Origin of the sequence: Ancylobacter mangrovi, from assembly GCF_024752355.1 — a bacterium.
Taxonomy (GTDB): Bacteria; Pseudomonadota; Alphaproteobacteria; order Rhizobiales; family Xanthobacteraceae; genus Ancylobacter; species Ancylobacter mangrovi.
The window spans coordinates 131,855-157,718 of sequence record NZ_JANTHZ010000008.1 but is presented as its reverse complement, the minus strand read 5'-3'; the positions used below and the strand labels follow the sequence as shown (position 1 = coordinate 157,718).

Below are 25,864 nucleotides of genomic sequence, written 5' to 3'. Positions count from 1 at the left end.
GTTTCAGCCCATGGCGAGATGGCTGCCATCGCACACCACGTTTCGTCGTGTCTGGTGGCGCCGTAACGTACATGGACCCGTGGGGTATGTCAGGAACAATTCGTTCCCATGGAGCCCTTCGCATCGAACCTGAGGAAGAGAGCCGAGGAACTCGGCATTTCGAACGCCGAGGCAGCGCGCCGGGCGGGGCTAAGCGAGCGGCGCTATGGCAACTACATCAGCGGGCGCCGGGAACCGGACCTCGCCACGCTGGTGCGAATCGCCACGGTGCTGGAAACCTCGCCGAACGCGCTTCTGTCATTCGGCGCTCAGGTGGACGTCGTCGGCCCCAAGACCAAACTGCTCGCAGCAGCGAATGTGCTCACGTCGGCCGATTTGGAGACTGTCTCGATCATGGTTGAGGCACTGGCAAGCCGCCGCGGCGCACGTTGACGACAGTCGGGAATTGAACCCCAGCGAACTCCCGCAACACCGCGATTTCAACCGCCATGCCCGCGACGGACTTGTAACCCTGCGGTGACCGCGGGCCTCAAACGCCTGCTAATAGCTTGTGATTTCAACCGCCCGAAATCCCCGCAAACCTTGTAATGACACCGGTTTGTGAGGGATGGAAACTGGAGCGGGCGATGGGATTCGAACCCACGACCCCAACCTTGGCAAGGTTGTGCTCTACCCCTGAGCTACGCCCGCCCGCTCCGCACATCCGGCGCCGGTGAAAAGCTTCGGCGCCGAACGGGCCGTCTCTATGCCCCAGCCGCGCGACGAATGCAACGGGCTTTCTCGCGGTTTCGCACAGGCCGTGAAAGGCGGGCCTTTGCCGTCACGGCGCGGCGCGCAGCGTGAAGGCGTCGGCGAGCCGGGCGCCGTCGCCCGCGCGCTCCAGCCGGCAATGATGGGCGAGCCGTCCGTCCTCGCGCCGGGCGGCCATCCAGCGCACGCGTACGCTCTCGCCGGGGTCGACATTGCCGTAGAAGAACAGTTCGCGCCGCAGCGTGCTCGCCCGCGGCGCCCGCGCGGCGTCGAAGCGCCATTCGGTGCGGTCAACGAAGGCGACGAAGCTGGGAAAATAGAGGAAGCCCGCGCCGTTGAAGTCCTGCGACGGGCAGGGCTCGATCTCGAGCGCGCCCGCCTCCGCCCCCGCCCCGTCGAGCGGAAAGCCGCGGTGCTGCGTCAGCCGGCCGGTGCGCATCGCCGCCGCGCGCTCGCTCAGGCCGGAACGCGCGACCGCGCCCGGTAGCGCGTCGATCGCCACCCGCGCGACTGCGTGATTGCCGCTGCCGGCACGCCGCACGAAGCACGAGAGCAACTCCACCGTCCCCCGCTCGCGTCCGCGCGCGGAGAGCCGGTGCCGGCTGAGGAACTGGGTGCGCGAGACCCGCGCGATGGCGGACGAGATCGTCAGCCGGTCGTTCTCGCCGAGCGCGCCAAAATCGGCATTCTCGATCGAGAGCGCGCAGAAGGCGGCATAGACCGGCGCGCCGTCGACATCGCGGAAGTCCGGCACGGCATGCCCTGCGAGCCGCGCCAGCGCCATCCAGTGGCGGTGGCCGAGCTCCTTCAGGAGCCAGCCTTCCGACAGGCCGGCGAGGCAGAGCTGCGGCATGCCGAGCAGCACCGTGTCCTCGATCGCCGTATCTGCGAGCCCGGCGCCGCCGGGCATCGTCGCGTCGACGCCTGCGTCAGGGTGAGGGGCGAGACCGGCCGGGGGCACCGCGACGTTCATGCCGCGCTGCCCTGCAGCGCGCCCTCGGCGCGTGCGGCGATATGGCCGACGATGTGCGCGGCGTCGCGCCCGACGGCGCCGAAGCGGCCCGAGCCCCAGGTGTGCAGCCAGGGCAGGCCGATGAAGTACACTCCCTCGCGCTGGGTCACGCCGCGCCGGTGCTGGGGATGGCCGGCGCCGTTGAACACCGGCACGTCGAGCCAGCGGAAATCCGGCCGGAAGCCGATGCACCAGACGATCGCGGAAATGCCCGAGGCGGCGAGGTCGAGCCGCCCGCGCTCGCCCGCCGGCCGCCACACCGGCGCGTAGACGGAGGGCGCCGGCGCCTCGATGCCGTTCTCGGCGATATATTTGTCGATGGCGGCGTTGATGCCGTTATAGGTGCGGTCGGCGTCGTCGAGCGCCTGCGCGAGCCCGGTGTCGAAGACGAGGCCGGCGCCGTCATAGTCGCGCAGCGCGCCGTAGAGCTCCATGCCCTCCAGCGCGAATTTGCGCAGGTCGATGTCGCGCCCGCCGTCGCGCCCGGTCACATAGTGGTTGGTGTTGTCGCGCACCCCCTCGCGCAGGGGATGCTGGTCGACCGACATCTCGTAATAGCCCATGTCCGCCAGCCAGGCGACGACGTCGCGGCCGCGGTAGAAGCGGGCGCAGCGCGGCGCGTTGCCGACCGCCAGATGCACCTTGCGGCCCGCGAGGTGCAGGTCCTCGGCGATCTGCGCGCCGGACTGGCCGGAGCCGACCACCAGCACCCCGCCTTCGGGAAGCTGGTCCGCATTGCGGTAGTCGGCCGACTGGATCTGCCGGATCGAAGCCGGCAGCCGCTCGGCCATGCGCGGCACGATCGGCTCGTGATAGCCGCCGGAAGCGACGACCACATTGTCGGCGGTCACCTCGCCCGAGGTGGTGGAGACGTGAAACCCGCCTTCGGCGCGCGGCGTCACCCGGCGCACGGAGACGCCCTCGCGGATGGGCGGCTCGACCACGGCGCGGAAGCCGTCCAGATAGGCGAGGATCTCGTCCTTCTTCATGAAGCCGTCCGGGTCCGGCCCGGCATAGGAATGGCCCGGCAGGTCGCACTGCCAGTTCGGTGTGACGAGGCAGAAATTGTCCCAGCGCTGCGTCTGCCAGCTGTGCATCGCCTTGTGCTTCTCGAACACCAGATGGTCGATGCCGCGCGCACGCAAATGGTAGCTGGTGGACAGCCCCGCCTGGCCGCCGCCGACGATGACGACCGGGTAGTGCTGGATGAGGTTCTCGTTCATGGCGTTGTTCCGATCCGATGAGGGCGTCACGCGCGGCTATTCGGTGAAGGACTCGACGGTGACGCGGGCGTCGGGTGTGGCGAGGTAGCGCTGGCCGGCGCTCTCGATGCGGGCGAGCTGGCCGAGCGCCCGCGAGCAGGGCATGCCGTAGCGGGCCTCGACGCGCTGGCTGGCGATGTTCAGCGCCTCGCGGCTCTTGGAGAGGAATTCGTCGAGCGGGTAGCTGCAGCCGGGCTGGAGGAAGTCCTTGATCACCAGCGAGGGCGAGTAGCACTGCTCGGCCTGGCCGTCCGGCCAGCGGATGGAAAACAGCATCTCAGGCATGGGCCGGCTCCCGCAGGCGTTGATAGGTGGCGACATGCGCGCGCGCCGTGGCGTCCCAGTCGTGGCGCGCGGCAGCGGCCGGGCCGCGCCGGGCGAGGCGGGCCGCGCAGTCCGGCTTGAGGGCGATGACGAAGGCATCGGCGATGGAGGCGATGCTGGCCGGGTCGCACCACACCGCCTCGTCGTCGCGCAGATGCTCGGTGAAGGGTGCGATGCGCGAGATCACGCAGGGCACCCCGCTCGCCATCGCCTCCAGCGCGACGAGGCCGAAGCCCTCCTTCACCGAGGCGAAGGCGAGCAGATCGGCGATGCGGTAGAGCGCGGGCATGTCGTCATGTGGCAGCGGGCCGGTGACGATCACTGCGCGCTCGGGAAGGCCGGAGGCGGCGCGCTCGGCCGCGAAGGCGTCGGCATAGCGCGAATGGTCGAGCACGCTCGCCCCGCCGGCGATCACGAGCTGGGCGTCCGGCATCAGCGCATGGAGCTGGGCGAAGGCGGCGAGGATGGCCCGCGTGTTCTTGCGCGGCTCGACGCCGCCGACGCTGAGCACGACCGGTCCCTTGCCGATGCCGAACCGCGCCCGCAGCCCCGCCTCGCGCCCGTCCGGCCGGGGCGAGAAGCGGGCGAGGTCGACGCCGTTGCCGACGATTTCGGCGTCGAGGCCGAAATCCTCGGCCAGCGTCGCCCGCCACAGCCGGCTGACCACGAAATGCCCGTCGGCGCGGGTGATGGCGCGGCGCTGCAGCCGCTCCAGCCCCGCATGGTCGAAGCGGTCGATATGGTGGACCGTGCGCGCGAAGCGTCCGATCAGCCCGCGCTCCTTCAGCGTCGCCAGCGCATTGCCGGAAATGCCGTCCTGCGCGTGGAAGACGTCGAACTCGCGATGCGCGGCGCGTTCGAAATGGCGCACATAGTCGCCGGCGCGCAGATGCACCATCTCCTCGACATCCGCGCCGGCGCGGGACGCGGGCACGCTCACCGTGCCGCACAGGCTCGGGCGGAAGAAGCCGGCGCCGGAAGGGTCGGGGGCGTGCACCACCGCCTCGTGGCCGAGCCGGGTGAGCGCGTCGCCGAGCTCCAGCGCGTGCACCACGCCGCCGCGCGGATTGGTGGAGTGGGCGAGGATGGCGATGCGCAGCCGCGCGGGGGAGGGCGCGCTCATGCGGCGTCCTCCGTTCCGGTGCCGGTGCCGGGCGCGCAGCCGAGCAGCCGGTCGCGGGTGAAGTCCCAGATCACCTCGCGCGCGCCCTGATGGGTGACGGTGACGCGCCGGTCGGCGGTCACCGTGCCGATGGCGGCGGCGGCGATGCCGCGCTGCTCGAAGCTCGCCAGGATGGCGGGCGTTCCGGCCGCGCTCGCGCTCAGCAGATAGCCATAGCTCGGGAAGCTCATCAGCCAGCGCGCGGGGTCGATGTCGGCCGGCGCGGGCACGCGGGCGAGGTCGATCTCGACCCCGACATTCGAGCATTCCGCCAGCATGGCGGCCGTGCCCACCACCCCGCCCTGGCTGATGTCCTTGGCGGCGCGAGCGAGGCCGCGCTCGGCGATGCGGGGCAGCAGTTCGAGGTCGCCTTTGAGGCGGTGAGCGGGCGCGTCGGTCGCCGCCTCCCAATTGGAGAACGGCTCGCGATAGCGCCCGCGGAGGTCTATGGCGGCGATCAGCGCCTCGCCGGGCCGGGCGTCGAAGCTGGTCAGCAGACGGTTGGCGCGCCCGAGCACGGCGACCGAGAGCTGGCCGCGATCGGTGGAAAGGTTGGTGTGGCCGCCGACCAGCGGCACCCCGAAGCGCTCGCACGCCGCGCGCAGCCCGTCGAGCACCGGCGCCGCGCCGTCCTCGCCGGCCGCCCACACCGCGTCCACCACGGCGAGCGGGCGCCCGCCCATGGCGGCGATGTCGGAGAGGTTCACCATCACGCCGCACCAGCCCGCGAACCACGGGTCGCCGGCGACGAACTCGTTCATGAAGCCTTCGATGGCGAACAGCAGGAAGCCCTCGCCGTCGGGAATGGCGGCACAGTCGTCGCCGACGCGCACCGCGTCCGTGCCGCCGATGCCGAGCCGGGCGGCGGCGCGGCCGATATCGGCCTTTGCCCTGAGCCCGGCCGAGGCGCGCAGCTTCGCCACCACCGCCGCGAAGGCGTCAGCGCCGAGCGGAAGGGACGGGGCGGAAATGGAGGAGGTGCGCGTGGTCATGGCTCAGGCCGCCTCCCGCGGCAGCGGCGCGCGGGCCGGCGTGCCGCGCGCATGCGCCTGAAAGCCGGTCTCGGCGTCGCCGATCGGCGGATAGAAGCGCAGGTCCGCCTCCATCATCAGGTGCGGGCGCCCGTGCAGCTCCTTTTCCTCGACCACGGCCCAGTGCAGGCGGCGAAACAGCAACCCGTTCTGGCTCTGCACATGGGCGAGGAAGCGGGTGCAGCCGCGCGCATGGGCGGAGGAGACGGCGAGGCGGATCAGCGCCGGGCCGAGCGCGCCGACCTTGCGGTAGTCCTGCGCCACGGCGAGGCGCGAGCCCCACCAGGTGCCGGGGGCCTCCTCGTGGATTCGCACCGTGCCGACCACGTCGTCCGGCACCACGCCGAGCATGGAGACGGCAACGATGGGCGTGGCGATCTCGTCGATCGCGTCGCGGTCGTCGCCGGCGAACAGGCCCTGCTCCTCGCAGAACACCTCGCGCCGCAGCCGCGCGGCGCTGCGCTTCTCCCAGGTGGCGGTGGCGAACTTCACCTGGAAGGCGCAGGGCAGGAAGGGGCGGAACGGCTCGAAGATCATGAGCAGCCTCCCTGCCCGAGCGCCTGCCTTTCATAGGTGGAGAGCGCGGAGCACGCGCCGCATTTGGCGCAGCCCGCCTTCACGTCGATGGCCTTCAGCCCGCGCGCGATCATCATCCCCGAGAGCGGGCCGAGGATCGCATTCATGAAGGCCGGGGAGGGCGTGGGGTGGCTCTCCAGCGGCGTGCCGGAGATCGGCACGAAGGGCACCACGAAGGGATAGACGCCGATCCTCGTCAGCCGGTCGCACACGTCGAGGATCTCCTCGCGCGTGTCGCCGAGCCCGGCGAGGATGTAGGTCGAGACCTGCCCGCGTCCGAACACCGGCACCGCCGCCTCGAACGCCTCGAAATAGCGCGCCACCGAGACCTGCGCCTTGCCGGGCATGATCCGCGCCCGCACCGGCTCGGTGACGGCCTCCAGATGCATGCCGAGCGCGTCCGCCCCGGCCTCGGACATGCGGGCGAACCAGGCGTCGTCGTCCGGCGGCTCGCACTGCACCTGGATCGGCAGGTCGACCGCCGCCTTCACCGCCGCCGCGCTCTCGGCGAGGATCTTCGCGCCGCGATCCTTGCCGGGCGGGGTGCCGGTGGTCATCACCATGTGCCTGACCCCGTCGAGCTCGACCGCGGCCTTGGCCACCTCGGCGAGCTGGGCCGGGGTCTTGTGGGCGATGGTGCGGCCCGCCGCCAGCGACTGGCCGATGGCGCAGAACTGGCAGGTCTTGGTGCGGCTCTGGTAGCGGATGCAGGTCTGGAGGACGGTCGTCGCCAGCACGTCGCGCCCGTGCAGCACGGCGATCTTCGAATAGGGCACGCCGTCCGCCGTGCTCAGCCCGTAGAATTTCGGCTGCAGCGGAAAGGACACCTCGCCCAGCACCAGCCCGTCGCGGCTGATGCGGCTCCTGCCATAGGCGTCCGGCTTCTCGACCAGATACGGGCTCTCGAAGGCCGGCGCGGTGTGCACCGGCACCATCACCGTCATGCCGTCGATGGTGATCGCCTTGTGGTCCGAGGGGCCCGCGCCGCCGCGGCGCGAGTCCGCGCCGGCCCTCGGATCAACGAGCCGGACCCCGTAGGACTGCAACTCGTTGATCAGGCGTTCCGTCGGCATCGGCCGCAGCTCGCTTGCCGGGTCCATCGGTTTCATCACGCGCACTCCCGTAGCTGGCGAAGGTGGGAGCGGCCTCGGCGTGCGATGCGGTGTGCATGGGCACGGCGGGCCGGCTGTCGAGATTGAGGCTGAGCAGTTCCGGCCGGGCGTAGTGGCCGACCGAATCCATCATCCGCTTGCGCTTGGTGATCAGCGCCATGTCGAGATCGGCGACGAGGATGCCCTCGCCGGAGGTGAGCGGGGGCACGATGTGGCTGCCCTCGGGCGAGACGATCGCGCTCATGCAGCCGCCGGTCAGCGCCTTGCGCAGCTTCTCGTCCGGCGCGATGCGGGCGATCTGCTCGTCGGTGAGCCAGCCGGTGGAATTGACCACGAAGCAGCCCGATTCCAGCGCGTGGTGGCGGATCGTCACCTCGATCTGGTCGGCGAAGATCGGCCCGACCAGCGAGCCGGGGAACTGCGCGACGTGGATTTCCTCGTGCTGGACCATCAGCGCGTAGCGGGCGAGCGGGTTGTAGTGCTCCCAGCAGGCCAGCGCGCCGACCCGGCCGACGGCGGTGTCCACCACCTTCAGCCCGGCGCCGTCGCCCTGGCCCCAGATCATCCGCTCGTGGAAGGTAGGGGTGATCTTGCGCCGCTTGAGCTTCAGCGTGCCGTCGGCATCGAACACGAGCTGGGTGTTGTAGAGCGAGCCGTGGTCGCGCTCGTTCACACCCAGCACCACCACGACCCCGAGCCGGCGGGCGCTGGCGGCGACCGCCTCGCTCACCGGCCCGGGGACGACCACGGCGTTCTCGTAGAGACGCAGATGCTCGCCCCCGGTCAGCACCGGCGGGGTGACGAAGGAGAAGTACGGGTACCAGGGCACGAAGGTCTCGGGGAACACGACGAGCTTCGCGCCCTTGCCCGCCGCCTCCTCCAGCGCGGCGAGCACGCGGGTGAGCGTGCCCTCCACGCTGTCGAGGTCCGGGGCGATCTGCACCGCGGCGACCCGGACCAGCCTTTTCTCTGCCATCGTGACCTCCTTCGGGTCCGCAGCGCTCGAAGCGGGCCTCAGAGCGTCCAGGTGTCGAGGATGAAGGCGTTGTCGCGACGGTGGAGCAGCACGATGTCGAGCACGTCGAGCGGGCTGATCGGGACGATGCCGGGGATCAGCGCGCCCTCGCCATGGCCGTACAGCGCCTGCAGCGCGAAGCGGCAGGCATAGACCTTGCCGCCGTCGGCCATGATCTTCTCGATCCGGTTGTTGAAGTTGAGATGGCCGGGGAAGGCCTCGTCGCCGAGCTTGGGAAAGCCGCGCTGCACGCCGAGCGTCACGCCCGGGCCGTAGAGCAGCACCGAGGTCTCGAAGCCCTTCTGGATCAGGCGCGAGGCCTGCAGCAGGTTCACGAGGCCAATCGAACCCTCGAAGGCGACGGTGTGGAAGGTGACGAGCGCCTTCTCGCCCGGAGCGGCTTTGACGTCCTCGAACTTCTTGTCCTCGTAGTCGACCAGGACGTCGCCCTTCTGGTGCGCCGGAACGGTGATGGTGGCCATGTCGCTCTCCTTGGCTGGCGAAGGGGTCGCGGCGGGATGCCGGCCCATGCCAACAGGTCTGCAATCAATGTGCCAATTGACAGTTTTTCAAAAGAATCAATGAAACAGTCAAAATGCAGTCAAAAATACATTCAATAGCGCAGCCGAAATGGTGCGGTCGATGCTGAGAAAGGGTGCGAAAGCCTAACGATTGAGCGGGAACTTGCCCGCTTCCTGCGCATGCGCCGGCGGCTACGTAGTAACCCTTAGAACGCAGCAAATTGCGGACCAGTGGTGACAGGCCACCTCTGCAACATTATACAGTCAATTATGCTGTGTTTCCCGACTCGCGGCCGGCACGCGGGACGGGGCGCCTCGCGCGGCTGCGGGCGCGCGCAACCTTGCCGGACGACAGGCGAAGAACGACGACGACCATGGCCGACTGGATTCCCGACCTCTCCCGCTCCGACAAGCCCCGCTACCTCGCCATCGCCGATCTCATCGCCGAGGACATACGCGCCGGCCGCCTCGCCATCGGCGACCGGCTTCCGCCCCAGCGCAAGCTCGCCGGCCGGCTTGGCATCGACTTCACCACCGTGGCGCGTGGCTATGTCGAAGCGCAGAAGCGCGGGCTGGTGGAGTCGCGGGTCGGGCAGGGCACCTTCGTCTCCGGCATGCCGCGGGCCGAGGCGCGCCCGGCGACGCCCTCGCGCCCGGCCACCGTCGACCTGTCGATGAACCTGCCGCCCGAGCCGGAGGACCCGGCGCTGATAGCGCGCATGCAGGACGGCCTCGCCGAGGTCGGGCGCGATCTCGTCTCGCTGCTGCGCTACCAGGGCTTCGGCGGCACCGGCGCGGACAAGGACGCGGCGAGCGCCTGGCTCGGGCGCCGGGCGCTGGTGCCCTCGCAGGAGCGGGTCTTCGTCACCCCCGGCGCGCATCCCGCGCTGCTCGGCATTCTCGGCCTGCTGGCGCGGCCCGGCGAGAGCGTGCTGTGCGAGGCGATCACCTATCCGGGCGTGCGCGCCATCGCCGCCCAGCTCGGGCTGAAGCTGGTCGGCCTGCCGATGGACGGGCAGGGCATCGAGCCCGACGCGCTGGCCGACGCCTGCCAGAGGCTGGAGCCGAAGGCGCTCTACCTCAACCCGACGCTGCAGAACCCGACCACGATCACCGTGCCCGAGGCGCGGCGCGAGGCCATCGCCCGGGTGGCGCGGCGCTTCCACCTGCCGATCGTCGAGGACGACGCCTATGGCTTCATCCCCGCCCATGGCCCCGCGCCGCTCGCCGCCATCGCGCCGGATCTCACCTGGCACGTCGCGGGCCTCGCCAAATGCATCGGCGCGGGCCTGCGCGCGGCCTATGTCGTGGTGCCGGACGCGCGCTCGGGCTACCCCTTCGCGGCGGCGCTGCGCACGGCCAACGTCATGGCCTCGCCGCTCACCGCCGCGCTGGCGACGCGCTGGATCGAGGACGGCACCGCCGACACGCTGCTGCGCTTCATCCGCGCCGAGACCCGAGCACGCCAGGCGCTGGCGTCGGAAATCCTGCCCGAGGGCAGCTTCCACGCCGATCCGCTGAGCTTCAATCTCTGGATCGAGCTGCCCGAGCCCTGGACCCGCTCCGCCTTCGTCGGCCACATGCGCGCGACCGGCGTCGGCGTGGTGGCGAGCGACGCCTTCACCGCCTGTGGTCCGGCGCGCGAGGCGGTCCGGGTCTGTCTCGGCGGGCCGGCCAGCCGGGCCCAGATCCGCTCCGCGCTGGACTACATGGCGCACGCGCTGACGCAGGCGCCCGAGGCCGTCTCCGCCGTCATGTGACGCCTCAGGCGGCCTCGCGCGCGGCAGCCAGAAGCTGGTCCACGTCGTCGGCGCTGGTGGCGAAGGAGGTGACGAGGCGCACGATGTTCTCGCCCCAGCGGTCGGTGTAGAGCCGGAAGCCCTGCGCCAGCAGCCCGTCGATCACCCGCCGCGGCAGCCGCACGAACATCATATTGGCCTCGACCGGGCTCATGATCTCCGCCCCCGCCAGCGTCGCCAGCCCTTCGGCGAGCCGCGCCGCCATGGCGTTGGCCTGGCGCGCATTGGCGAGCCAAAGGTCGTCGGCGAGATAGGCATCCATCTGCGCGGCGAGGAAGCGCATCTTCGAGGTGAGGTGGCCGGCGCGCTTGCGGCGGAAGGCGAATTCCTGCGCCCGCTCGGGATCGAACAGCACCACCGCCTCCACTCCCATGGCGCCGTTCTTGGTGGCGCCGAAGGAGAGCACGTCGACGCCGGCCTTCCAGGTCATCTCCGCCGGCGTGGCGCCGAGCGAGACCAGCGCATTGGCGAAGCGCGAGCCGTCCATGTGCAGCGGCAGGCCGGCGTCGCGGCAGGCGGCGCCGATGGCGCGGATATGCTCCAGCGAATAGACCGTGCCGAGCTCGGTCGCCTGCGTGATCGAGACGCAGGCCGGCTGCACGCTGTGCACGTCGCCCTTGTTGCGGCGCGTCGCATGGGCGAGCGCGTCGGGGTCGATGCGCGCCTCCTCGCCCGGCACGTGGATCAGCTTGGCGCCGCCGGTGAAGAATTCCGGCGCGCCGCATTCGTCGTTCTCGATATGGCTTTCCGCATTGCAGAGCACCGCGCCCCAGACCGGGGTGAGCGCGGCCAGCGACAGCGCGTTCGCCGCCGTGCCGGTGGAGACGAGGAACACCTCGACCTCGCGCTCGAACAGCGCGCTCAGCCGCGTGGCGACGCGGGCCGAAATCTCGTCGGCGCCGTAGGAGGGCATGGCGCCCGCATTGGCGGCCCGGAGCGCGTCGAGAATGGCGGGCGAGACGCCGGCCATGTTGTCGCTGCCGAAGCCGGGCCGGGCGACGGCGGACGGGGAGGAGATGTCGGTCACGGGATCGTCCTGCGAAAGGGTGGTCCGCCTGTTTAGGCCGGAAACGCGGCCGCGCCCATTGCCAAAACGCCCGAGCTCGCGCTGCCGGGGCGCCTCGCCGAGGCGGGCATCGGGCGGGGCCCTCATGGCGTCCCCGCCCGGCTCGGCTAGAGTGGCGCCGCCGAGATCCACTCCCGACCCGTTACCGCTGATTCATGACTTCCGATCACGTCGTCGCCGACCAGGAGCCGGTGTTCCGCCTGCTCGCCGATCCCGCCACCCATGGCCTTGCGGGCGAGGTGGCGCGCATCGACACGCATGGCGCTGCGGTGTTCCTCGCCGGCGCCGACGTCTACAAGGTCAAGCGCGCCGTGCGCTTCGACTTCATGGACCTTTCCACGCTGGAGAAGCGCCATGCCGCCTGCCGACGCGAGCTGGAGCTGAACCGGCCGGCGGCCCCGGGCATCTATCTCGGCCTCGTGCCGGTCACGCGCCGCGAGGGCGCGCTCCATCTCGGCGGCGAGGGCGAGGTCGTCGAGTGGACGGTGCATATGCGCCGCTTCGACGAGACGGCGACGCTCGACCGCATCGCCGACCGGGACGGGCTGACGCCGGCGCTGCTCGATGATCTCGCCAGGGCCGTTCTCGCCTTCCACGAGCGCGCCGAGCGCCATGTCGAGACCGATTCCCCGGCCGCGCTCGCCAGGGTCGCCGCCGGCGTCGTCGCGGGGTTGCGCGAGACGCCGCGGCTCTTCGCGCCGCAGCGCGTCGCGGCGTTCGAACGGGCGCTGTCGGTCCTGCTGGAGCGGCTTGACCCCCTGCTGGCGCAACGGGCACGGACCGGCGAGGTGCGGCGCTGCCATGGCGACCTGCACCTGCGCAACGTGGCGCTGATCGACGGCGCGCCGGTGCTGTTCGACGCGCTGGAGTTCGACGAGGCGCTCGCCACCATCGACCGGCTCTACGACCTCGCCTTCCTGCTCATGGATCTCGGCCTGCGCGGCCGCGCGGACGCGGCCAACCGGGTGCTGAACCGCTACCTCGCCGCCTGCGGCGACGCCCCGCCCTATGACGGGCTGGCGGCGCTGCCGCTGTTCCTCGCCCTGCGCGCGGGGATCCGGGCGCAGGTGACGGCGGCGGCGCTGGCGCATCGCGCTCCGGCCGAACGCGCGGCCGGCGAAGAAGAGGCGCTCGCCTATCTCGCCTATGCCGAGCGCGCGCTGGCGCCGGAACCGGCCCGGCTCGTCGCCGTGGGCGGCCTGTCGGGCACGGGAAAGAGCACGCTCGCCGCCGGCCTTGCCTCGGCCATCGGCCCGCTGCCCGGCGCCGTGCATCTGCGCAGCGATGTGGAGCGCAAGCGGCTCGCCGGGGTCGGCGAGTTCGACCGGCTCCCGCCCGGCGCCTACACGATGGACGCCACCGTCGCCGTCTATGCGGCGCTGCGCGAGCGGGCCGGCGCGGTGCTCGCCGCCGGTCATGGCGTGGTGGTCGACGCCGTGCACCAGAAGGAGGACGAGCGCGACGCCATCGAAGCGGTCGCCCGCGCCCATGATGCGTCCTTCACCGGCATCTGGCTGGAGGCGCCGGTGGAGACGCTGGCCGGCCGGGTGGAGGCGCGGCGCGCCGATGCTTCCGACGCCACCGCCGAAGTGGTGCGCCAGCAGGCCGCGCGCGCGGCGGGGAGCCTCGACTGGATGCGGATCGACGCCTCCGGCACGCCGGACGAGGTGCTGGCGCGCGTGCGTGCCGCGATGGGCCTCCCGGCGCCGAAGCCCTGAGGCCTTACTTGCGACGCGTCGTTGTCTTGCGGCGGCTCGGCTTCTTCTCGCCGGCGAGGCGAAGGGCCGCCTCGCGCAGAAGCCGCTTGTCGTCCTCGAGCGCCAGGGCCGCCTCCGCCCGCTCCAGCGCCAGCCGCGACTGGTGCCGCGCCGCCTCGCGGAAGGCCTCGTCGCCCATGCCGGAAAGGGCGTGGAGCGCTTTCTGCAGGCGAAGCTGCACCTCGACCAGCGCGGCACCGTCGCGGGCGATCAGGCGGAACGCGTCGTCGAACAGGTCGGCGGGGGTGAGCGGCGTCACCATCACCCGCTCGTAGCGCACCTCGATCTCCTCGCCATCCTGCGGTCCGTTTGCCCACAGCGTCAGCAGCCGGGTGCAGCGGCCGATGACGTCGATCGCCGTGCCCGGATCGTTGACCGCGGGCGACAGCGCGCGCTGGGCGATCTCGCTCAGCACCTCGAGGCCGAAGCGCGGGTCCTGGTCGTAGCTGCGCTGCTGGCCGATGGAAAAGGCGCCCTGCGCGCCTTCGAGCGCGTCCGCGATCTCCTCCTCGCCCGCCTCCTTGGAGGGCTTGTCGAAGCACGCGAGAGGCGTGCCCTCATAGACAAAGGAGCCGGGCACGACGCACAGCCGCACGTCGACCTCCAGCGCCTCGGCGCGGGCGGCGACGGCGGCGACGTCGACATGCTGGACATAGCCCGTCAGGCGCGAGGGCACCGCCAGCGGCAGTTCGGGCGCGTCGGGATCGGCCGGCCGCCCGCCGAGGCAGGGAAAGCGCAGCCGCGTCTCGATCGCGTCATGGGCGGCGTCCTCCACCCGCCGCGTGGTCTCGCCGACCCGGCCGAGCGTGGTGAGGTGGTCGATCCAGCCCATCAGCGTGCCGACCACCAGGATGACGACGCCGATGGTGACGACGAACAGCACCACGCGCCCCTGCGGGCCGTAGGCGCCGGTCTTCAGCACGATGATGCCGACGATGCCGAACAGGAACGCGCCGATGAAGGTGGACAGCACGTTCTGGGTGATCCGGTCCTGCACCAGCAGCCGCGTGGCGCGCGGGGTCACGTTGCTCGTCGCCGCGCCGAAGGCCGAGGTCATGACGCTGAGCGAGAAGGTGGTGACGGCGAGCATGCTGGAGGCGATGATCGACAGGATGCTGTCGACCGCGTCGGCGCCGATGTCGTAGGTGAGCTGCCACGGCAGGAAGCGTTCGGCGATCGCCGCCAAAATGGCAGCCGCGACGCCGAGGGCGCCGATCAGGCTCGCCCTCACCCAAAGCCTGCGGCCGAACTGCCGCAGGATCCACTGCCATTTCGACATCCGCCCATCCGCTCTGCGCTCGGGACTGCGCTACCACTATGCCGCGACGGGCCGAACGGTTCCATGCGGGTGTCATGAGCGGGACGTCGCGGCGCCCCGGTGCGGCGGAGCGTGGCCTACACCCGCGCCAGAGCCTCCACCGGGTCGAGCCCTGCCGCGCGCTGGGCGGGCAGGTAGCCGAAGGCGATGCCGATGGCGGTCGAGCAGACCACCGCCGCGACGATCGAACTCGCCGAATAGATCAGGCTGAAATTGCTCTGGAACTGCGCGAAGGCGGCGCCGAAGCCGAGCGCCAGCGCGATGCCGAGCACGCCGCCGATCAGGCACACCAGCACCGCCTCGATGAGGAATTGCTGCAGGATGTCGCTGCGCCGCGCGCCGACCGCCATCCGCACGCCGATCTCCGCCACGCGCTCGGAGACCGACACCAGCATGATGTTCATCACCCCGATGCCGCCGACGACGAGCGAGATGACGGCGATCACCGCGATCAGCACCGTCATGGTCTGGGTGGTGGAGGTGATGGCGCGGCGTATGTCGTCGGTGTTGAGGATGAAAAAGTCCTTGGTGCCGTGCCGGCCCTCGAGGAACTCGGTGATCGCCTGGGCGGCGAGGTCGGTGGAAACGTCGTCGGCCACGCGCACCGTGATCGAGCGTAGCGACTGCGAGCCGATGATGCGCGTCTGCACCGTCGTGTACGGCAGGAACACGGAGAGGTTCTGGTTGCCGCCGAAACCGCCCTGCTGCGGCTCGGCGACCCCTACCACGCGCGCCGGCACGCTGCCGAGGAAGATCACCTTGCCGATCGCGTCGCCATCCACGCCGAACAGCGTCGTGGCCGTGTTCTGGTCGATCACCGCGTCCTGCGAGCGGGTGCGCACCGCGTCGGCGTCGAAGAAGCGCCCGGCGGCGAGGGTGGTGCCCTTGGCGAGGAAGTACTGCGCGCCGACGCCGTTGACGAGGGCGTTCGCTTCGGTCGACTGGTAGCGCGCGACCGAGGAGGTCGACACGGTCGGGGTGACGGCGGCGACATAGGGCTCGCCGGCAAGCGCGTTGGCGTCGGCGACCACCAGGGTGCTGATCTTGGCCGAGCGCACGTCGCCGAAGCTCTTGCCGGCGAACACCTCGATCGTGTTGGTGCCGAGGTCGGAGATGTTGGAGAGCACGCGCTGGCGCGAACCCTCGCCGAGCGCCACCACGCAGACCACCGAGGCGATGCCGATGATGATGCCGAGCATGGTCAGGAAGGCGCGCATGCGGTGCGCGTTCATCGCCAGCAATGCCATGCGCAGGGCCTCGCCGAGCGAGCCGAACCGGCCGCCGGCGCGCGTGTCACGGGTGCGGGCCGGCGCCGGGGGGGCCGCGGGCGCGCCATCGGTGCGCCGGTCGCCGACGATCTCGCCGTCGCTGATCTCGATGATCCGGCGCGCGCGGGCGGCGACGGCCGCGTCGTGGGTCACGATGATGACGGTGCGCCCCTCGGCGTTGAGCTCCTCGAGGATGCGCAGCACCTCCTCGCCGCTGCGCTTGTCCAGCGCGCCGGTGGGCTCGTCGGCGAGGATGACGTCGCCGTCGTTCATCAGCGCGCGGGCGATCGACACGCGCTGCTGCTGCCCGCCCGAGAGCTGCCCGGGGCGATGATCGGCGCGCCCATCGAGGCCGAGGCGCTGCAGAAGCCCCCGCGCGCGCTTGTGGCGACCCTCGCGCGGGGTGCCGGCATAGACCGCGGGAACCTCGACATTGTCGCGCGCGGTGAGTTCGCCGAGCAGGTGGTAGCGCTGGAAGATGAAGCCGAAATGCTCGCGCCGCAGCGCCGCCAGCTCGTTGCCCTCGAGGCTCGAGGTCTCGCGCCCGCGGATGCGGTAGCTGCCGCTGCTCGGCCGGTCGAGCAGGCCGAGAATGTTCATCAGCGTGGACTTGCCCGAGCCTGAGGCGCCCATGATGGCGACCATCTCGCCGGTCTCGATGGTCAGGTCGAGCCCCTTGAGCACCTCCAGCCGGTCCTCGCCGGTGATGTATTCGCGCCGTATCCCCGACAGCGAGATGAGCGGCTCGGCCATCGCTAGAACCCCATCGGCGGGCGCGGGCCGCCGGGGCCGGAGGAGGTCGTCGTGGAGGCGCTCGCCTCCCTCAGGACCACGCGCTCGCCCTTCGTCAGGCCCGAGCGCACCTCCACCTTCATCTTGTCGTCGAGCCCGATCCCGATGGTGCGCTCGCTCGCCCGCCCGTCCTCGCCGATCACGCGGACGCGGGCATTGCCCTCGCCGTCCGAGCTGAGCAGGGCGGAGGAGGGGATGGTGAGCACGTCATGGGCCGAGCCGAGCACGATGTGCACCTCGGCGGTCATGTAGGTGCGCAGCTTTCCGTCCGGGTTCGGCACGTTGAAGATGCCGTTGTAGTAGATCGCCTCCGAGCTCGAGGACGAGCTCGACGAACTCGAGCTCGTTGAGGTGGTCGAGGTGCTGAAGCTGGAGTCGCTGCGCACCGATTCCGGCGCCGGCTCGATGGAGGCAAGCGTCGCGTCGTAGCGCTTTTCCGGCTCGCCCAGAATGGTGAAGTAGACCGGCTGGCCCGGCACGACATGGACGATGTCGGCCTCCGAGATTTCCGCGCGCACGGTCATGGTGTCGAGCTGGCCCAGCACCACGATGGTGGGCGCGGACTGGGTCGCGTTCACCGTCTGGCCCTCCTGGCTGACGATGGCGAGCACGGTGCCGTCGATCGGCGCGGTGATGCGCGTGTAGCCGAGATTGGCTTCGGCGGTGGATACGGAGACCTCGCCGGCGGCGATGTCCGCGTCCAGCGCCTTGATCTGGGCGCGGGTGACGTCGACATCGGCGGTCGCGGTGTCGAAGTCGCTGCGCGAGACCGCCCTGGTTTCCAGCAGCTTGCTCTGGCGCTCCAGCGTCTTCACGTTGAGCGCGAGCGTCGCTTCCTTCTCGGCGCGCTCGGCGCGCACCTTGGCGAGCGTCGCCTGGGCGGTGCGCAGATCGTTCTGCTGGGTGGTGGAATCGATCTCCGCCAGCAGGTCGCCCGCCTTGACCTCGTCGCCGAGCTTGACCTTCACCGCGGTGATGCGGCCCGAGGCCTGGGCGCCGACCGCCACCAGCTTCACCGGCTTCAGCGTGCCGGTGGCCAGCACCGTGCGCTCGATGTCGCCGGTGGCGACGGTCGCGGTGATGTAGGAGGGCGTGGTGGCGGCAAACAGGTCCTCGCGCGCCAACCAGCCGCCCCCGGCGAGCAGGAGCAGAGCCAGCAGCGCGGCAAGCAGGCGCTTGCGAAGGACGGTGTTGCGACGTTCGTTCATGGTCCTGCGGGCGACGATCCGCCGGTGGCGGCCGGCATCGCGGCCGGAAAACGGGGAACGGCGGACATGGCTTTCGCCCATGTCCGCCGTCGGGACCCGATCGGGGGGCAGTCTGGTGATCAGGTTCCCTGCGCCCCCGGATGGGCAGTCCCGGGGGAATGGGGCCGGACCGACAGGCGGCGATCTTCCGCACGCGTCCGATGCCGCGACTATCCGGGCGATACGTTTCCGGCGAAGGTCTGGCCGTTTCCGAAAGTTGAGACGGCCGCACTATGTTGTTTCCGAATGTTGCCAGGTGCCGGTTGGAAACCTTTCGTTGCCATTCCTGCGTTGAACCCGGCGCTTTGTTGCTCCTTTCTGCGGTGAGGGAGCCGTGACCGGGAGGACCTTGTTGGACGCGGGCGCACATATTCTCGTCGTCGACGACGACCATGAGATCCGCAAGCTGCTCGGGCGGTATCTTCAGGGGCAGGGCTTCCGCGTGAGTCTCGCCGAGGACGGGCGCCACGCCGAGGAATGTCTCGCGGCCGCGCGCATCGACCTCGTGGTGCTCGACCTCATGCTTCCCGACGTCTCCGGCCTCGACCTGTGCCGATCGCTGCGCGCGCGCTCGAGCGTGCCGATCATCCTGCTCACGGCGCTGAAGGAGGATGTTGACCGCATCATCGGGCTGGAGGTCGGCGCCGACGACTATCTCGGCAAGCCGTTCAACCCGCGCGAGCTGCTGGCGCGCATCCGCGCCGTGCTCCGGCGCACGGCGCTGCGCGAGGAGCCGCTGGTGCCGGTCCACCAGAGCTTCCGCTTTGCCGGCTTCACCGCGCTTCCCGCCACCCGTCAGGTGATCGACGCGCAGGGTAAGGAGGTGGCGCTGACGGGTGCGGAGTTCGACCTTCTCAGCGCCTTCCTGGAACGGCCGGGCCGGATGCTCTCGCGCGACCAGCTTCTCGACATCACCCAGGGACGCAGCGCCGGCGCCTTCGACCGCTCGATCGACGTGCTGGTCAGCCGGCTGCGCCGCAAGCTCGGCGACGCCGGCCAGTTCCGCATCTTCAAGACATTGCGCAATGGCGGCTACCAGCTCGCGGTGCCGGTGGAGGCCGCCGAGGAGCCCGCCCGCCCGGTGGTGATGCCGTGAACACGCTGCGCACCAAGATCACCGCGCTGCTGGTGGGCGCGGTCCTGCTGGTCGCCCTGCTGGCGACCGGCCTGTCCTTCCTGCTGCTGTCTCCGCCGCGCTTCGAGGAGGCCGACACAGCGGTGGCGGCGCAATGGGCGCTGCTGGTCGACCTCGCGGGCAAGGCGGGCGACGCCCGCGTGGCCGAGAAGGGCAACGGGTTCGCCGGCCTGAGCGACCAGGAGCCCACGGGCGAGATCGCCAGGATGCCGAGCGAGGGCATCAACGCCGCGCTGGCGCGGCGCGGACGGGCCGAGCGGGTGAGCGTGCGCGCGTCGCATGGCGGCCCGTGGCCGATCGTCACCGGCCAGCTCGCCGACGGGCGCTGGCTGACCATGCCGATGACCATGCCGCCGCATCCCGGCAATGGCGGCTGGGCGCTGGCCGGCTGGGCGCTGGTGATGGCGCTCGGCACCACGCTGGTGATGGTGGTCGCGGTGCGGCGCCTCACCGAGCCGCTCGCGCTGCTGGAGCGGACGGTGGCGAAAATCGGCCCCGACGGGCGGCTGGAGCCGCTGCCGGAGGAGGGGCCGACCGAGGTGCGCGCCGCCGCCCATGCCATCAACCGGCTGTCCTCGCGGCTGAAGCAGGCGATGGAGAGCCGGATACGGCTGGTGGCCGCGGCCGGCCACGACCTGCGCACGCCGATGACGCGGATGCGGCTGCGCGCCGAGTTCTTCGAGGACGAGGAGGAGCGCGCGACCTGGATCGCCGATCTCAACGAGCTCGACCGCATCGCCGACAGCGCGATCCGGCTGGTGCGCGAGGAGGTGGACGACGCCGCGCGCAGCCCGGTGCGCCTCGACGGGCTGGTGCGCGAGGTCGTGGGCGAGCTGAAGAGCATCGGCATGCGGCTGGAGCTCGAGCACGCCGAGCCGGCGAGCGTCCTGGCGCGGCCATTGTCGCTGTGCCGGGCGATCCGCAACCTCGCCATCAACGCCGCCACCCACGGGCGCGCGGCGGTGGTGCGGGTGGAACGCTCCGGCGGCGAGGCGCTGGTCGTCATCGACGATGCCGGGCCGGGCATTCCCGAGGAGATGATGGCCCGCGTGTTCGAGCCGTTCTTCCGGGTCGATCCGGCGCGCGGCACGCCCATTCCCGGCGCCGGACTCGGCCTCGCCATCGCCCATGAGATCGTCACCGGCATCGAGGGACGGCTGGAGCTGAAGAACCGGCCGGGCGGCGGGCTCACCCAGATCGTGCATCTCCCGCTGGCGCCGGACGCCGCCGAGGCCGATCCGGTCTGAGCCGCCTTCGCTTTGTCGAATCCCGACGCGAAGATGGCGAACGCCGGGCGATTGCGCGCGGCTCGCCGTGGACGCGTCCGGGAGCCGGGTCGACGGCGGGACGCCGCCCTTCATCGCGGGGGAGTGCCAGTGGTCACGTTCATCAACGTGTTCACCGTCGATGCGGTCGATCAGCAGCGGCTGATCGACCTGCTGACCACGGTTACGGAAGGCCCGGTGAGCCGGGCGGCGGGCTTCGTCTCCGCCACCCTGCATCGCGGCACGGACGGCACCAAGGTCGCCGTCTACGCCCGGTGGCAAAGCCTCGCCGATTATCAGGCGATGCGCGGCGACCCGGAGCAGCAGCGCTGCTTCGAGGAGATCCTCGCCATCGCGACCTTCGAGCCGGGCGCCTATGAGGTGATCCGCACCTTCACCCCGCCCGAACCGTGAGAGAGGCCGGCCGGGCGCCGCGCCGGGTGTGGCGCAGCGTCCGGCCGGCGGAAGGTAAGCCGGGCCTCAGCGCTCGTAATAGCCGGCCTTGATGGTGGCGCCGATCAGGTTCACGAACAGCCGGCAGGCGGCGATCGAGGAGATGCGGTTCACGTCCTTGGCGGGCGTGATCTCGACGAGGTCCATGCCGACCACGCGGCCCTTGTTGACGAGGCCGTGGATGAGCTTGCGCGCCTGGTGGTAGGTCACGCCGCCCAGCGCCGGGCCGTTCACCGCCGGCATCACCGAGGGGTCCATGCCGTCGGCGTCGAGCGTGATGTAGTAGCGCCCGCCGGCGGGGATGCGCTCGAGGATCGCGTCCATGCCGACATCGTGCAGCTCGTAGGCGGTGACGATGTTGGCACCGTAGGCATAGGCTGCGTCGACCTCCTCCTGCCGGGCGCTGCCCTGGGCGCGGATGCCGATCTGGTAGATGTCCTTCACATGGTCCATCTCGGAGATGCGGCGGATCGGGCTGGAATAGCCGTCCGGCACGCCGTTCACCTCCTGGCGCCAGTCGAGATGCGCGTCGACATGGATGAGGGTGATCGGCCCTTCCTGGTCGTCATAGGCGCGCAGCACCGGGATCGGGATACCGTGGTCGCCGCCGAGGATGATCGGCAGCGCGCCGGCCTTCAGGATCTTGCGCACCGCCGCCTCGGCATTGCGGTAGCTCATGCCGAGGTCGCGCGGGTCGTTAATGACGTCGCCGCAGTCGACCATGCGGATCGGCTTGTTCATCAGCAGCGGGCCGCCGATGTCGAAATCGTAGCGCTCGGGCGCGCGCACCGCGCGGTCCGAGGCCTGGCGGATCGCGGTCGGGGCGTTGGACTGGTCGTTGCTGACCTCCTCGATCGAGTAGGCCGAGCCGTAGGGAATGCCGAGCACGGCGATGTCGGCCTTGAGATTGTCGAGGTCGTCGACGACCTCGGAATACAGAAGGCTCTTGTGACCGTATTTCGGCGGGTTGGTCAGGCGGGCACTCATGACGTCACGTCCTTGGGGTTTCGAGCGGCGATCCGCTCCATCGAAAGTTCATTCGGCGGCGGCGACAGGCGCGGCCTCGGGCAGCACCGAGGCGTCGCGGGCCAGTTCGTCGAGGCTGAGATGGCAGGCGATGCGGTGGCCGGGCCGGGGCTCGTGCACCGGCGGGGCCGTGTTGGCGCAGAGCTCGCCGAGCGAGCGCGGGCAGCGCGTGTGGAAGACGCAGCCCGAGCGCTGCGCGCCCGAGGGCGGGCGGTCGCCGCGCAGGCGGATGCGCTCGCGCCGCGCGGCGCCGGGGGTGGGCAGCGGCACGGCCGAGAGCAGCGCCTGCGTGTAGGGGTGGTAGGGCGGCTGCAGCACCGCGTCGGCCGGGCCGACCTCGCACAGGCGGCCCGAATACATCACCGCGATGCGGTCGGCGATGTAGGCGACGACCGAGAGGTCGTGGGAGATGAACAGGTAGGAGAGGTTCAGCTCGTCCTTGAGCCCGTCGAGCAGGTTGAGCACGGTCGCCTGCACCGAGACGTCGAGCGCGGAGACCGGCTCGTCGCAGACGATGAACTCCGGCTCGGTCGCCAGCGCCCGGGCGATGCCGACGCGCTGCTTCTCGCCGCCCGAGAGCTGGTGCGGATAACGGTCGTAATAGGCGCGCGGCAGGCCGACCCGGTCGAGCAGGTCCTCGACATGGGCGCGCAGCCGCTCGGGCGGCACGTTGGTCTGCAGCTTCACCGCGCGGGCGATCGCCTTGCCGATCCGACGGCGCGGATTGAGCGAGGAATCGGGGTTCTGGAACACGATCTGCGCCCGCTTGCGCAAATCGTCGAGTTCGCCGTCGGGCAGGCTCGCCACGTCGCGGCTGTCGAACATTACGTGGCCCGAAGAGGGGTCGACGAGGCGCAGGATGGTACGCCCGAAGGTCGACTTGCCGCTGCCGCTCTCGCCGACGAGGCCGACCACCTCGCCTCGCCGGATCTCCAGCGAGATGCCGTCGACCGCGTTCACCGTCTCCGCGCGCGTGCTCGGCCAGGGGATGACGCCGAGCTTGCGGGTCCATTCGATGCCGCCGCCGATGCGCCCGCGCCGGTAGCGCTTGGAGAGGTCCTCGGTGCGCAGAAGCGGCGCGTCGTCCTCCGCCGGCTCGCGGCTGGCGGCCACCTCGATGATGTTCCTGTCGTCCGCCGGCTCCTCCGGCCAGCCGGGCAGGCCCGCGCTCTTCCAGCAGCGCGCGCCATTGCCGGCGGCGTCGGTTGCGAGCACCTGCTCGTTCTCGACGCAGGCGCTTTCCGCGAACGGGCAGCGGGGAGCGAAGATGCAGCCGGGCGGGGCGTTGACGAGGTCGGGGAAACGCCCCGGGATCGGGGCGATGCGCCGCGCGCGCCCGTCCGCCGCGAGCCGCGGCAGCGAGGCGAGCAGGCCCTTGGTATAGGGATGGGACGGGCGGCCGAGCACCGTGTCCTTCTCGCCCACCTCGACCACGCGGCCGGCATAGAGCACGCAGACCCGGTCGGCGATGCGGTTCACCACGCCGAGATTATGGGTGATGAACACCATGCCGAGCCCGCGGCTGCGCCGCAGATTGTCCAGCAGGTCGAGGATCTGCGCCTCCACCGTCACGTCGAGCGCGGTGGTCGGCTCGTCGAGGATCAGCAGGCGCGGATTGCACACGATGGCGGAGGCGATCAGCACGCGCTGCTGCATGCCGCCCGAGAGCTGGTGCGGATAGGCGGAGGCGATCTCGCGCGGGCCCGGCAGGCCCACCTCGCCGAGCGCGGCGACGGCCTTCTCCAGCGCCTCGGCGCGCGAGAGCCCCTGATGGTAGACCAGCGGCTCGGCCACCTGCTCGCCGATGCGAAGGCTCGGGTTGAGCGAGGTGAAGGGGTCCTGGAACACCATGCCGATGGCGCGGCCGCGCAGCGCGCGCCGGCTCGCCTCGTCGAGCCCGATCAGCTCGCCGTCCTCGAAGCGGATCGAGCCGTCGAGATGCGCCTCGGGGCCGAGCAGCCCCATCGCCGCCAGCGCCACCGAGCTCTTGCCGGAGCCGGATTCGCCGACCACGGCCAGCGTCTCGCCGGCGTTCACGTCGAAGCTCACGCCGTTCAGCGCGCGCAGCCTTCCGCGGCCGGTCTGGTAGGTGAGGGTGAGGTCCTTGACGGACAGGAGGGGCGTCGTCATCAGCCGCCTTTCCGCTGCATGCGCGGGTCGAGCGCCTCGCGCAGGCCGTCGCCGAGCAGGTTCACCGCGATCACGGTGATGCCCATGGCGATGCCGGGCGCGAGCGCAACCCAGGGCGCGCGATCGATGAGGGGACGGGCTTCGGAGATCATGAGGCCCCAGTCCGAGCTCGGCGGCTGCGCGCCGAGGCCGATGAAGGACAGCGCCGCGCCGAGCAGGATGGCGAAGGTCACGCGCAGGCTCGCCTCCACCATGATCGGCGGCCAGGCATTGGGCAGGATCTCCGCGTGGAGGATGTAGGCGGCGCGCTCCCCGCGGGCGCGGGCGGCCTGCACGAATTCCTCGCCGGCGAGGTCGAGCGTGACCGAGCGGGTGAGCCGCACCGTGCTCGGCACGTAGACGATGCCGACCGCGATGATCATCTTCCACAGCGAGGGCGGCGTGACCGCCAGGATCAGCAGGCCGAGCATGATCGGCGGGAAGGAGAGCAGCACGTCGGTGGCGCGCATGATCGCCTCGTCCACCGTCCCGCGCCGGTAGCCGGCCCACAGGCCGAGCGGCACGCCGATCAACAGGCTGACCGCCGTCGCCGCAAAGCCCATCATCAGCGAGAGGCGCGCGCCCATCAGCGTGCGGCTGAACACGTCGCGGCCGAACTCGTCGGTGCCGCACCAATGGGCGAGGCTCGGCGGCTTGAGCCGGCTAAGTATGCTCATCTCGTCGAAGCGGTAGGGTGCGATCCACGGCGCGGCGATCGCCACCGCGACCAGCAGCGCCAGCACCAGCGCGCCGACGACGAGCTTCGGATTGGCCCCGGCCAGCAGCGAGCGCATGGGGCGCGCGGCCTCGGCGTTGGCGGCGTCAGCTTTCGGCATGGCCATAGCGGATCTTCGGGTTGAAATAGGCATAGAGCAGGTCGGCGATGAGGTTGGCGAAGCAGTAGACCGCCGCGATCAGCAGGATTCCGGCCTGGATCAGCGGCAGGTCGTGGCGCTCGATGGCGAACAGCAGCAGCCGCCCGATGCCGGGATAGGAGAACACCGCCTCCACCACCACGATATTGCCGAGCAGCCAGCCGACATCGATGGCGAGCACGGTGATGGTCGGCAGCAGCGCGTTGCGCAGCGCGTGGCGGCGGATGATCACGCCCTCCGGCAGCCCCTTGGCGCGGGCGTTGCGCACATAGTTGGAGCGCAGCGTCTCGATCATCGAGGAGCGCGTGAGGCGCGAGACATGGGCGATGAGGGTGAAGGTCAGGGTCAGCGACGGCAGGATCAGATGCGAGGCCCAGGACCAGACGCCGTGCGAGAGGTTCCCCGCGCCCCCGCTCGGCAGCCAGTCGAGATAGCGGGCGAAGACGATGATGGCGACGATGGCCCAGAAGAACTCCGGCACCGACACGCCGATATAGGAGAACACCGACACCGCATGGTCGGTGAAGCGGTTCTGCCGGACCGCGGCGAGCACGCCGAGCACGATGCCGAACACCGCGACCATGACGAAGGCGATGGCCGCCAGCAGCGCCGAGGACATGAAGGCGTCCCAGATCAGCGGGCCGACCGGCCGCTCCATGATGAGGGAATTGCCGAGATTGCCGCTCAGCACCCCGCTCGCCCAGCGCCAGTACTGGACATAGGCCGGCGCGTCGAGGCCGAGCTTGTGCTCGATGGCCTTGATGGTGGCGTCGTCGGCGAACTGCCCGGCGAGGATATGGGCGACGTTGCCGGGCATCACCTGCGTGATGGCGAACACCAGCACCGACATCACGACCAGGATCGCGACGATGCCGACGAGGCGCTTGATCACGTAAAGGACCATGGGACTTCCCGGGCGTTGCGGCCCC

At 70.7% G+C, this 25,864-nt stretch carries 23 protein-coding genes and 1 tRNA gene; 6 read left to right on the top strand and 18 right to left on the bottom strand.

The features are described 5' to 3' along the window. Window positions 1-108 precede the first annotated feature (108 nt). On the top strand, window positions 109-432 hold the full coding sequence (locus tag NVS89_RS17335) for a helix-turn-helix domain-containing protein (RefSeq protein ID WP_258734023.1): 324 nt from the start codon (window positions 109-111) through the stop codon (window positions 430-432). Between the two features lie 183 nt (window positions 433-615). Here the strand turns inward: NVS89_RS17335 and NVS89_RS17330 are convergent. From NVS89_RS17330 to NVS89_RS17285, 10 genes are all read right to left on the bottom strand, one after another. Beyond that, window positions 616-690, bottom strand: a tRNA-Gly gene (locus NVS89_RS17330). A gap of 130 nt (window positions 691-820) precedes the next feature. After that, entirely contained in the window at window positions 821-1,723 is a 903-nt protein-coding gene (locus tag NVS89_RS17325; protein WP_258734022.1) for a Pnap_2097 family protein, read from the bottom strand. Next, window positions 1,720-2,985: an MSMEG_0569 family flavin-dependent oxidoreductase gene (locus NVS89_RS17320; protein ID WP_258734021.1), complete on the bottom strand. Its 1,266-nt coding sequence runs from the start codon at window positions 2,983-2,985 to the stop codon at window positions 1,720-1,722. Before NVS89_RS17320 ends, NVS89_RS17325 begins: the two co-directional genes overlap by 4 nt. A gap of 36 nt (window positions 2,986-3,021) precedes the next feature. Beyond that, window positions 3,022-3,309 carry an MSMEG_0570 family nitrogen starvation response protein gene (locus NVS89_RS17315; RefSeq protein ID WP_258734020.1) on the bottom strand — a complete coding sequence of 96 codons (288 nt, stop codon included), beginning with the start codon at window positions 3,307-3,309 and terminating at the stop codon, window positions 3,022-3,024. Next, window positions 3,302-4,471: an MSMEG_0565 family glycosyltransferase gene (locus NVS89_RS17310; RefSeq protein ID WP_258734019.1), complete on the bottom strand. Its 1,170-nt coding sequence runs from the start codon at window positions 4,469-4,471 to the stop codon at window positions 3,302-3,304. Before NVS89_RS17310 ends, NVS89_RS17315 begins: the two co-directional genes overlap by 8 nt. Further along, entirely contained in the window at window positions 4,468-5,502 is a 1,035-nt protein-coding gene (locus tag NVS89_RS17305; protein ID WP_258734018.1) for a sll0787 family AIR synthase-like protein, read from the bottom strand. Before NVS89_RS17305 ends, NVS89_RS17310 begins: the two co-directional genes overlap by 4 nt. Window positions 5,503-5,505: 3 nt before the next feature. Continuing rightward, window positions 5,506-6,078, bottom strand: coding sequence for an MSMEG_0567/Sll0786 family nitrogen starvation N-acetyltransferase (locus NVS89_RS17300; RefSeq protein ID WP_258734017.1), 573 nt, complete (start codon window positions 6,076-6,078; stop codon window positions 5,506-5,508). Then, entirely contained in the window at window positions 6,075-7,190 is a 1,116-nt protein-coding gene (locus NVS89_RS17295; protein ID WP_258734016.1) for an MSMEG_0568 family radical SAM protein, read from the bottom strand. Before NVS89_RS17295 ends, NVS89_RS17300 begins: the two co-directional genes overlap by 4 nt. Continuing rightward, entirely contained in the window at window positions 7,135-8,205 is a 1,071-nt protein-coding gene (locus NVS89_RS17290; RefSeq protein ID WP_258734015.1) for a Nit6803 family nitrilase, read from the bottom strand. The genes NVS89_RS17295 and NVS89_RS17290 overlap by 56 nt, the downstream gene beginning before the upstream one ends. Before the next feature lie 38 nt (window positions 8,206-8,243). After that, window positions 8,244-8,726 carry an MSMEG_0572/Sll0783 family nitrogen starvation response protein gene (locus tag NVS89_RS17285; RefSeq protein WP_258734014.1) on the bottom strand — a complete coding sequence of 161 codons (483 nt, stop codon included), beginning with the start codon at window positions 8,724-8,726 and terminating at the stop codon, window positions 8,244-8,246. Between the two features lie 413 nt (window positions 8,727-9,139). Between NVS89_RS17285 and NVS89_RS17280 the strand changes: the two genes are divergently transcribed. After that, window positions 9,140-10,525, top strand: coding sequence for an aminotransferase-like domain-containing protein (locus NVS89_RS17280; protein ID WP_258734013.1), 1,386 nt, complete (start codon window positions 9,140-9,142; stop codon window positions 10,523-10,525). Window positions 10,526-10,529: 4 nt separating this feature from the next. Here NVS89_RS17280 and NVS89_RS17275 read toward each other — a convergent pair whose 3' ends face one another. Then, on the bottom strand, window positions 10,530-11,591 hold the full coding sequence (locus NVS89_RS17275) for a threonine aldolase family protein (protein ID WP_258734012.1): 1,062 nt from the start codon (window positions 11,589-11,591) through the stop codon (window positions 10,530-10,532). A 194-nt stretch (window positions 11,592-11,785) separates the two neighbouring features. Between NVS89_RS17275 and NVS89_RS17270 the strand changes: the two genes are divergently transcribed. Next, entirely contained in the window at window positions 11,786-13,348 is a 1,563-nt protein-coding gene (locus tag NVS89_RS17270; protein WP_258734011.1) for a bifunctional aminoglycoside phosphotransferase/ATP-binding protein, read from the top strand. Between the two features lie 4 nt (window positions 13,349-13,352). Here the strand turns inward: NVS89_RS17270 and NVS89_RS17265 are convergent, their stop codons facing one another. From NVS89_RS17265 to NVS89_RS17255, 3 genes are all read right to left on the bottom strand, one after another. Then, a complete protein-coding gene (locus NVS89_RS17265; protein ID WP_258734010.1) occupies window positions 13,353-14,666 on the bottom strand; it encodes a DUF2254 domain-containing protein in 1,314 nt (437 codons plus the stop codon). 116 nt (window positions 14,667-14,782) lie between these two features. Continuing rightward, complete coding sequence (locus NVS89_RS17260) at window positions 14,783-16,726, bottom strand: MacB family efflux pump subunit (RefSeq protein ID WP_258734009.1); 1,944 nt, start codon at window positions 16,724-16,726, stop codon at window positions 14,783-14,785. 2 nt (window positions 16,727-16,728) lie between these two features. Then, window positions 16,729-17,973 carry an efflux RND transporter periplasmic adaptor subunit gene (locus NVS89_RS17255; protein ID WP_258734008.1) on the bottom strand — a complete coding sequence of 415 codons (1,245 nt, stop codon included), beginning with the start codon at window positions 17,971-17,973 and terminating at the stop codon, window positions 16,729-16,731. A gap of 391 nt (window positions 17,974-18,364) precedes the next feature. Between NVS89_RS17255 and NVS89_RS17250 the strand changes: the two genes are divergently transcribed. The 3 genes from NVS89_RS17250 (at window position 18,365) to NVS89_RS17240 (ending at window position 20,826) form a co-directional block, all read left to right on the top strand. Beyond that, the gene (locus tag NVS89_RS17250; protein ID WP_258734007.1) at window positions 18,365-19,108 is read left to right on the top strand and encodes a response regulator; all 744 of its coding nucleotides are present in this window, start codon (window positions 18,365-18,367) and stop codon (window positions 19,106-19,108) included. Next, window positions 19,105-20,394, top strand: coding sequence for an ATP-binding protein (locus NVS89_RS17245; protein WP_258734006.1), 1,290 nt, complete (start codon window positions 19,105-19,107; stop codon window positions 20,392-20,394). The genes NVS89_RS17250 and NVS89_RS17245 overlap by 4 nt, the downstream gene beginning before the upstream one ends. A gap of 129 nt (window positions 20,395-20,523) precedes the next feature. Next, window positions 20,524-20,826 (top strand): antibiotic biosynthesis monooxygenase family protein, encoded by a 303-nt coding sequence (locus NVS89_RS17240; protein WP_258734005.1) that lies wholly within the window; start codon window positions 20,524-20,526, stop codon window positions 20,824-20,826. 66 nt (window positions 20,827-20,892) lie between these two features. Here NVS89_RS17240 and NVS89_RS17235 read toward each other — a convergent pair whose 3' ends face one another. The 4 genes from NVS89_RS17235 to NVS89_RS17220 are packed head-to-tail and all read right to left on the bottom strand — an operon-like array spanning window position 20,893 to window position 25,839. Beyond that, entirely contained in the window at window positions 20,893-21,852 is a 960-nt protein-coding gene (locus tag NVS89_RS17235) for an agmatinase (protein WP_258734004.1), read from the bottom strand. Window positions 21,853-21,900: 48 nt separating this feature from the next. After that, the gene (locus NVS89_RS17230) at window positions 21,901-24,021 is read right to left on the bottom strand and encodes an ABC transporter ATP-binding protein (protein ID WP_258734003.1); all 2,121 of its coding nucleotides are present in this window, start codon (window positions 24,019-24,021) and stop codon (window positions 21,901-21,903) included. Beyond that, complete coding sequence (locus NVS89_RS17225; protein WP_258734002.1) at window positions 24,021-24,896, bottom strand: ABC transporter permease; 876 nt, start codon at window positions 24,894-24,896, stop codon at window positions 24,021-24,023. The genes NVS89_RS17230 and NVS89_RS17225 overlap by 1 nt, the downstream gene beginning before the upstream one ends. Then, window positions 24,883-25,839, bottom strand: a complete 957-nt coding sequence (locus NVS89_RS17220) for an ABC transporter permease (RefSeq protein WP_258734001.1) — start codon at window positions 25,837-25,839, stop codon at window positions 24,883-24,885. Before NVS89_RS17220 ends, NVS89_RS17225 begins: the two co-directional genes overlap by 14 nt. Window positions 25,840-25,864: the final 25 nt, after the last annotated feature.

Bases quoted from the DNA above. Each gene is read 5' to 3' on its own strand.
- NVS89_RS17265 (WP_258734010.1), bottom strand. From the start codon at position 14,666: ATGTCGAAATGGCAGTGGATCCTGCGGCAGTTCGGCCGCAGGCTTTGG.
- NVS89_RS17305 (WP_258734018.1), bottom strand. From the start codon at position 5,502: ATGACCACGCGCACCTCCTCCATTTCCGCCCCGTCCCTTCCGCTCGGC.
- NVS89_RS17270 (WP_258734011.1), top strand. From the start codon at position 11,786: ATGACTTCCGATCACGTCGTCGCCGACCAGGAGCCGGTGTTCCGCCTG.
- NVS89_RS17255 (WP_258734008.1), bottom strand. From the start codon at position 17,973: ATGAACGAACGTCGCAACACCGTCCTTCGCAAGCGCCTGCTTGCCGCG.
- NVS89_RS17310 (WP_258734019.1), bottom strand. From the start codon at position 4,471: ATGAGCGCGCCCTCCCCCGCGCGGCTGCGCATCGCCATCCTCGCCCAC.
- NVS89_RS17335 (WP_258734023.1), top strand. From the start codon at position 109: ATGGAGCCCTTCGCATCGAACCTGAGGAAGAGAGCCGAGGAACTCGGC.
- NVS89_RS17315 (WP_258734020.1), bottom strand. From the start codon at position 3,309: ATGCCTGAGATGCTGTTTTCCATCCGCTGGCCGGACGGCCAGGCCGAG.
- NVS89_RS17260 (WP_258734009.1), bottom strand. From the start codon at position 16,726: ATGGCCGAGCCGCTCATCTCGCTGTCGGGGATACGGCGCGAATACATC.
- NVS89_RS17235 (WP_258734004.1), bottom strand. From the start codon at position 21,852: ATGAGTGCCCGCCTGACCAACCCGCCGAAATACGGTCACAAGAGCCTT.
- NVS89_RS17280 (WP_258734013.1), top strand. From the start codon at position 9,140: ATGGCCGACTGGATTCCCGACCTCTCCCGCTCCGACAAGCCCCGCTAC.
- NVS89_RS17230 (WP_258734003.1), bottom strand. From the start codon at position 24,021: ATGACGACGCCCCTCCTGTCCGTCAAGGACCTCACCCTCACCTACCAG.
- NVS89_RS17285 (WP_258734014.1), bottom strand. From the start codon at position 8,726: ATGGCCACCATCACCGTTCCGGCGCACCAGAAGGGCGACGTCCTGGTC.
- NVS89_RS17320 (WP_258734021.1), bottom strand. From the start codon at position 2,985: ATGAACGAGAACCTCATCCAGCACTACCCGGTCGTCATCGTCGGCGGC.
- NVS89_RS17220 (WP_258734001.1), bottom strand. From the start codon at position 25,839: ATGGTCCTTTACGTGATCAAGCGCCTCGTCGGCATCGTCGCGATCCTG.
- NVS89_RS17225 (WP_258734002.1), bottom strand. From the start codon at position 24,896: ATGCCGAAAGCTGACGCCGCCAACGCCGAGGCCGCGCGCCCCATGCGC.
- NVS89_RS17290 (WP_258734015.1), bottom strand. From the start codon at position 8,205: ATGGCAGAGAAAAGGCTGGTCCGGGTCGCCGCGGTGCAGATCGCCCCG.
- NVS89_RS17295 (WP_258734016.1), bottom strand. From the start codon at position 7,190: ATGCCGACGGAACGCCTGATCAACGAGTTGCAGTCCTACGGGGTCCGG.
- NVS89_RS17300 (WP_258734017.1), bottom strand. From the start codon at position 6,078: ATGATCTTCGAGCCGTTCCGCCCCTTCCTGCCCTGCGCCTTCCAGGTG.
- NVS89_RS17325 (WP_258734022.1), bottom strand. From the start codon at position 1,723: ATGAACGTCGCGGTGCCCCCGGCCGGTCTCGCCCCTCACCCTGACGCA.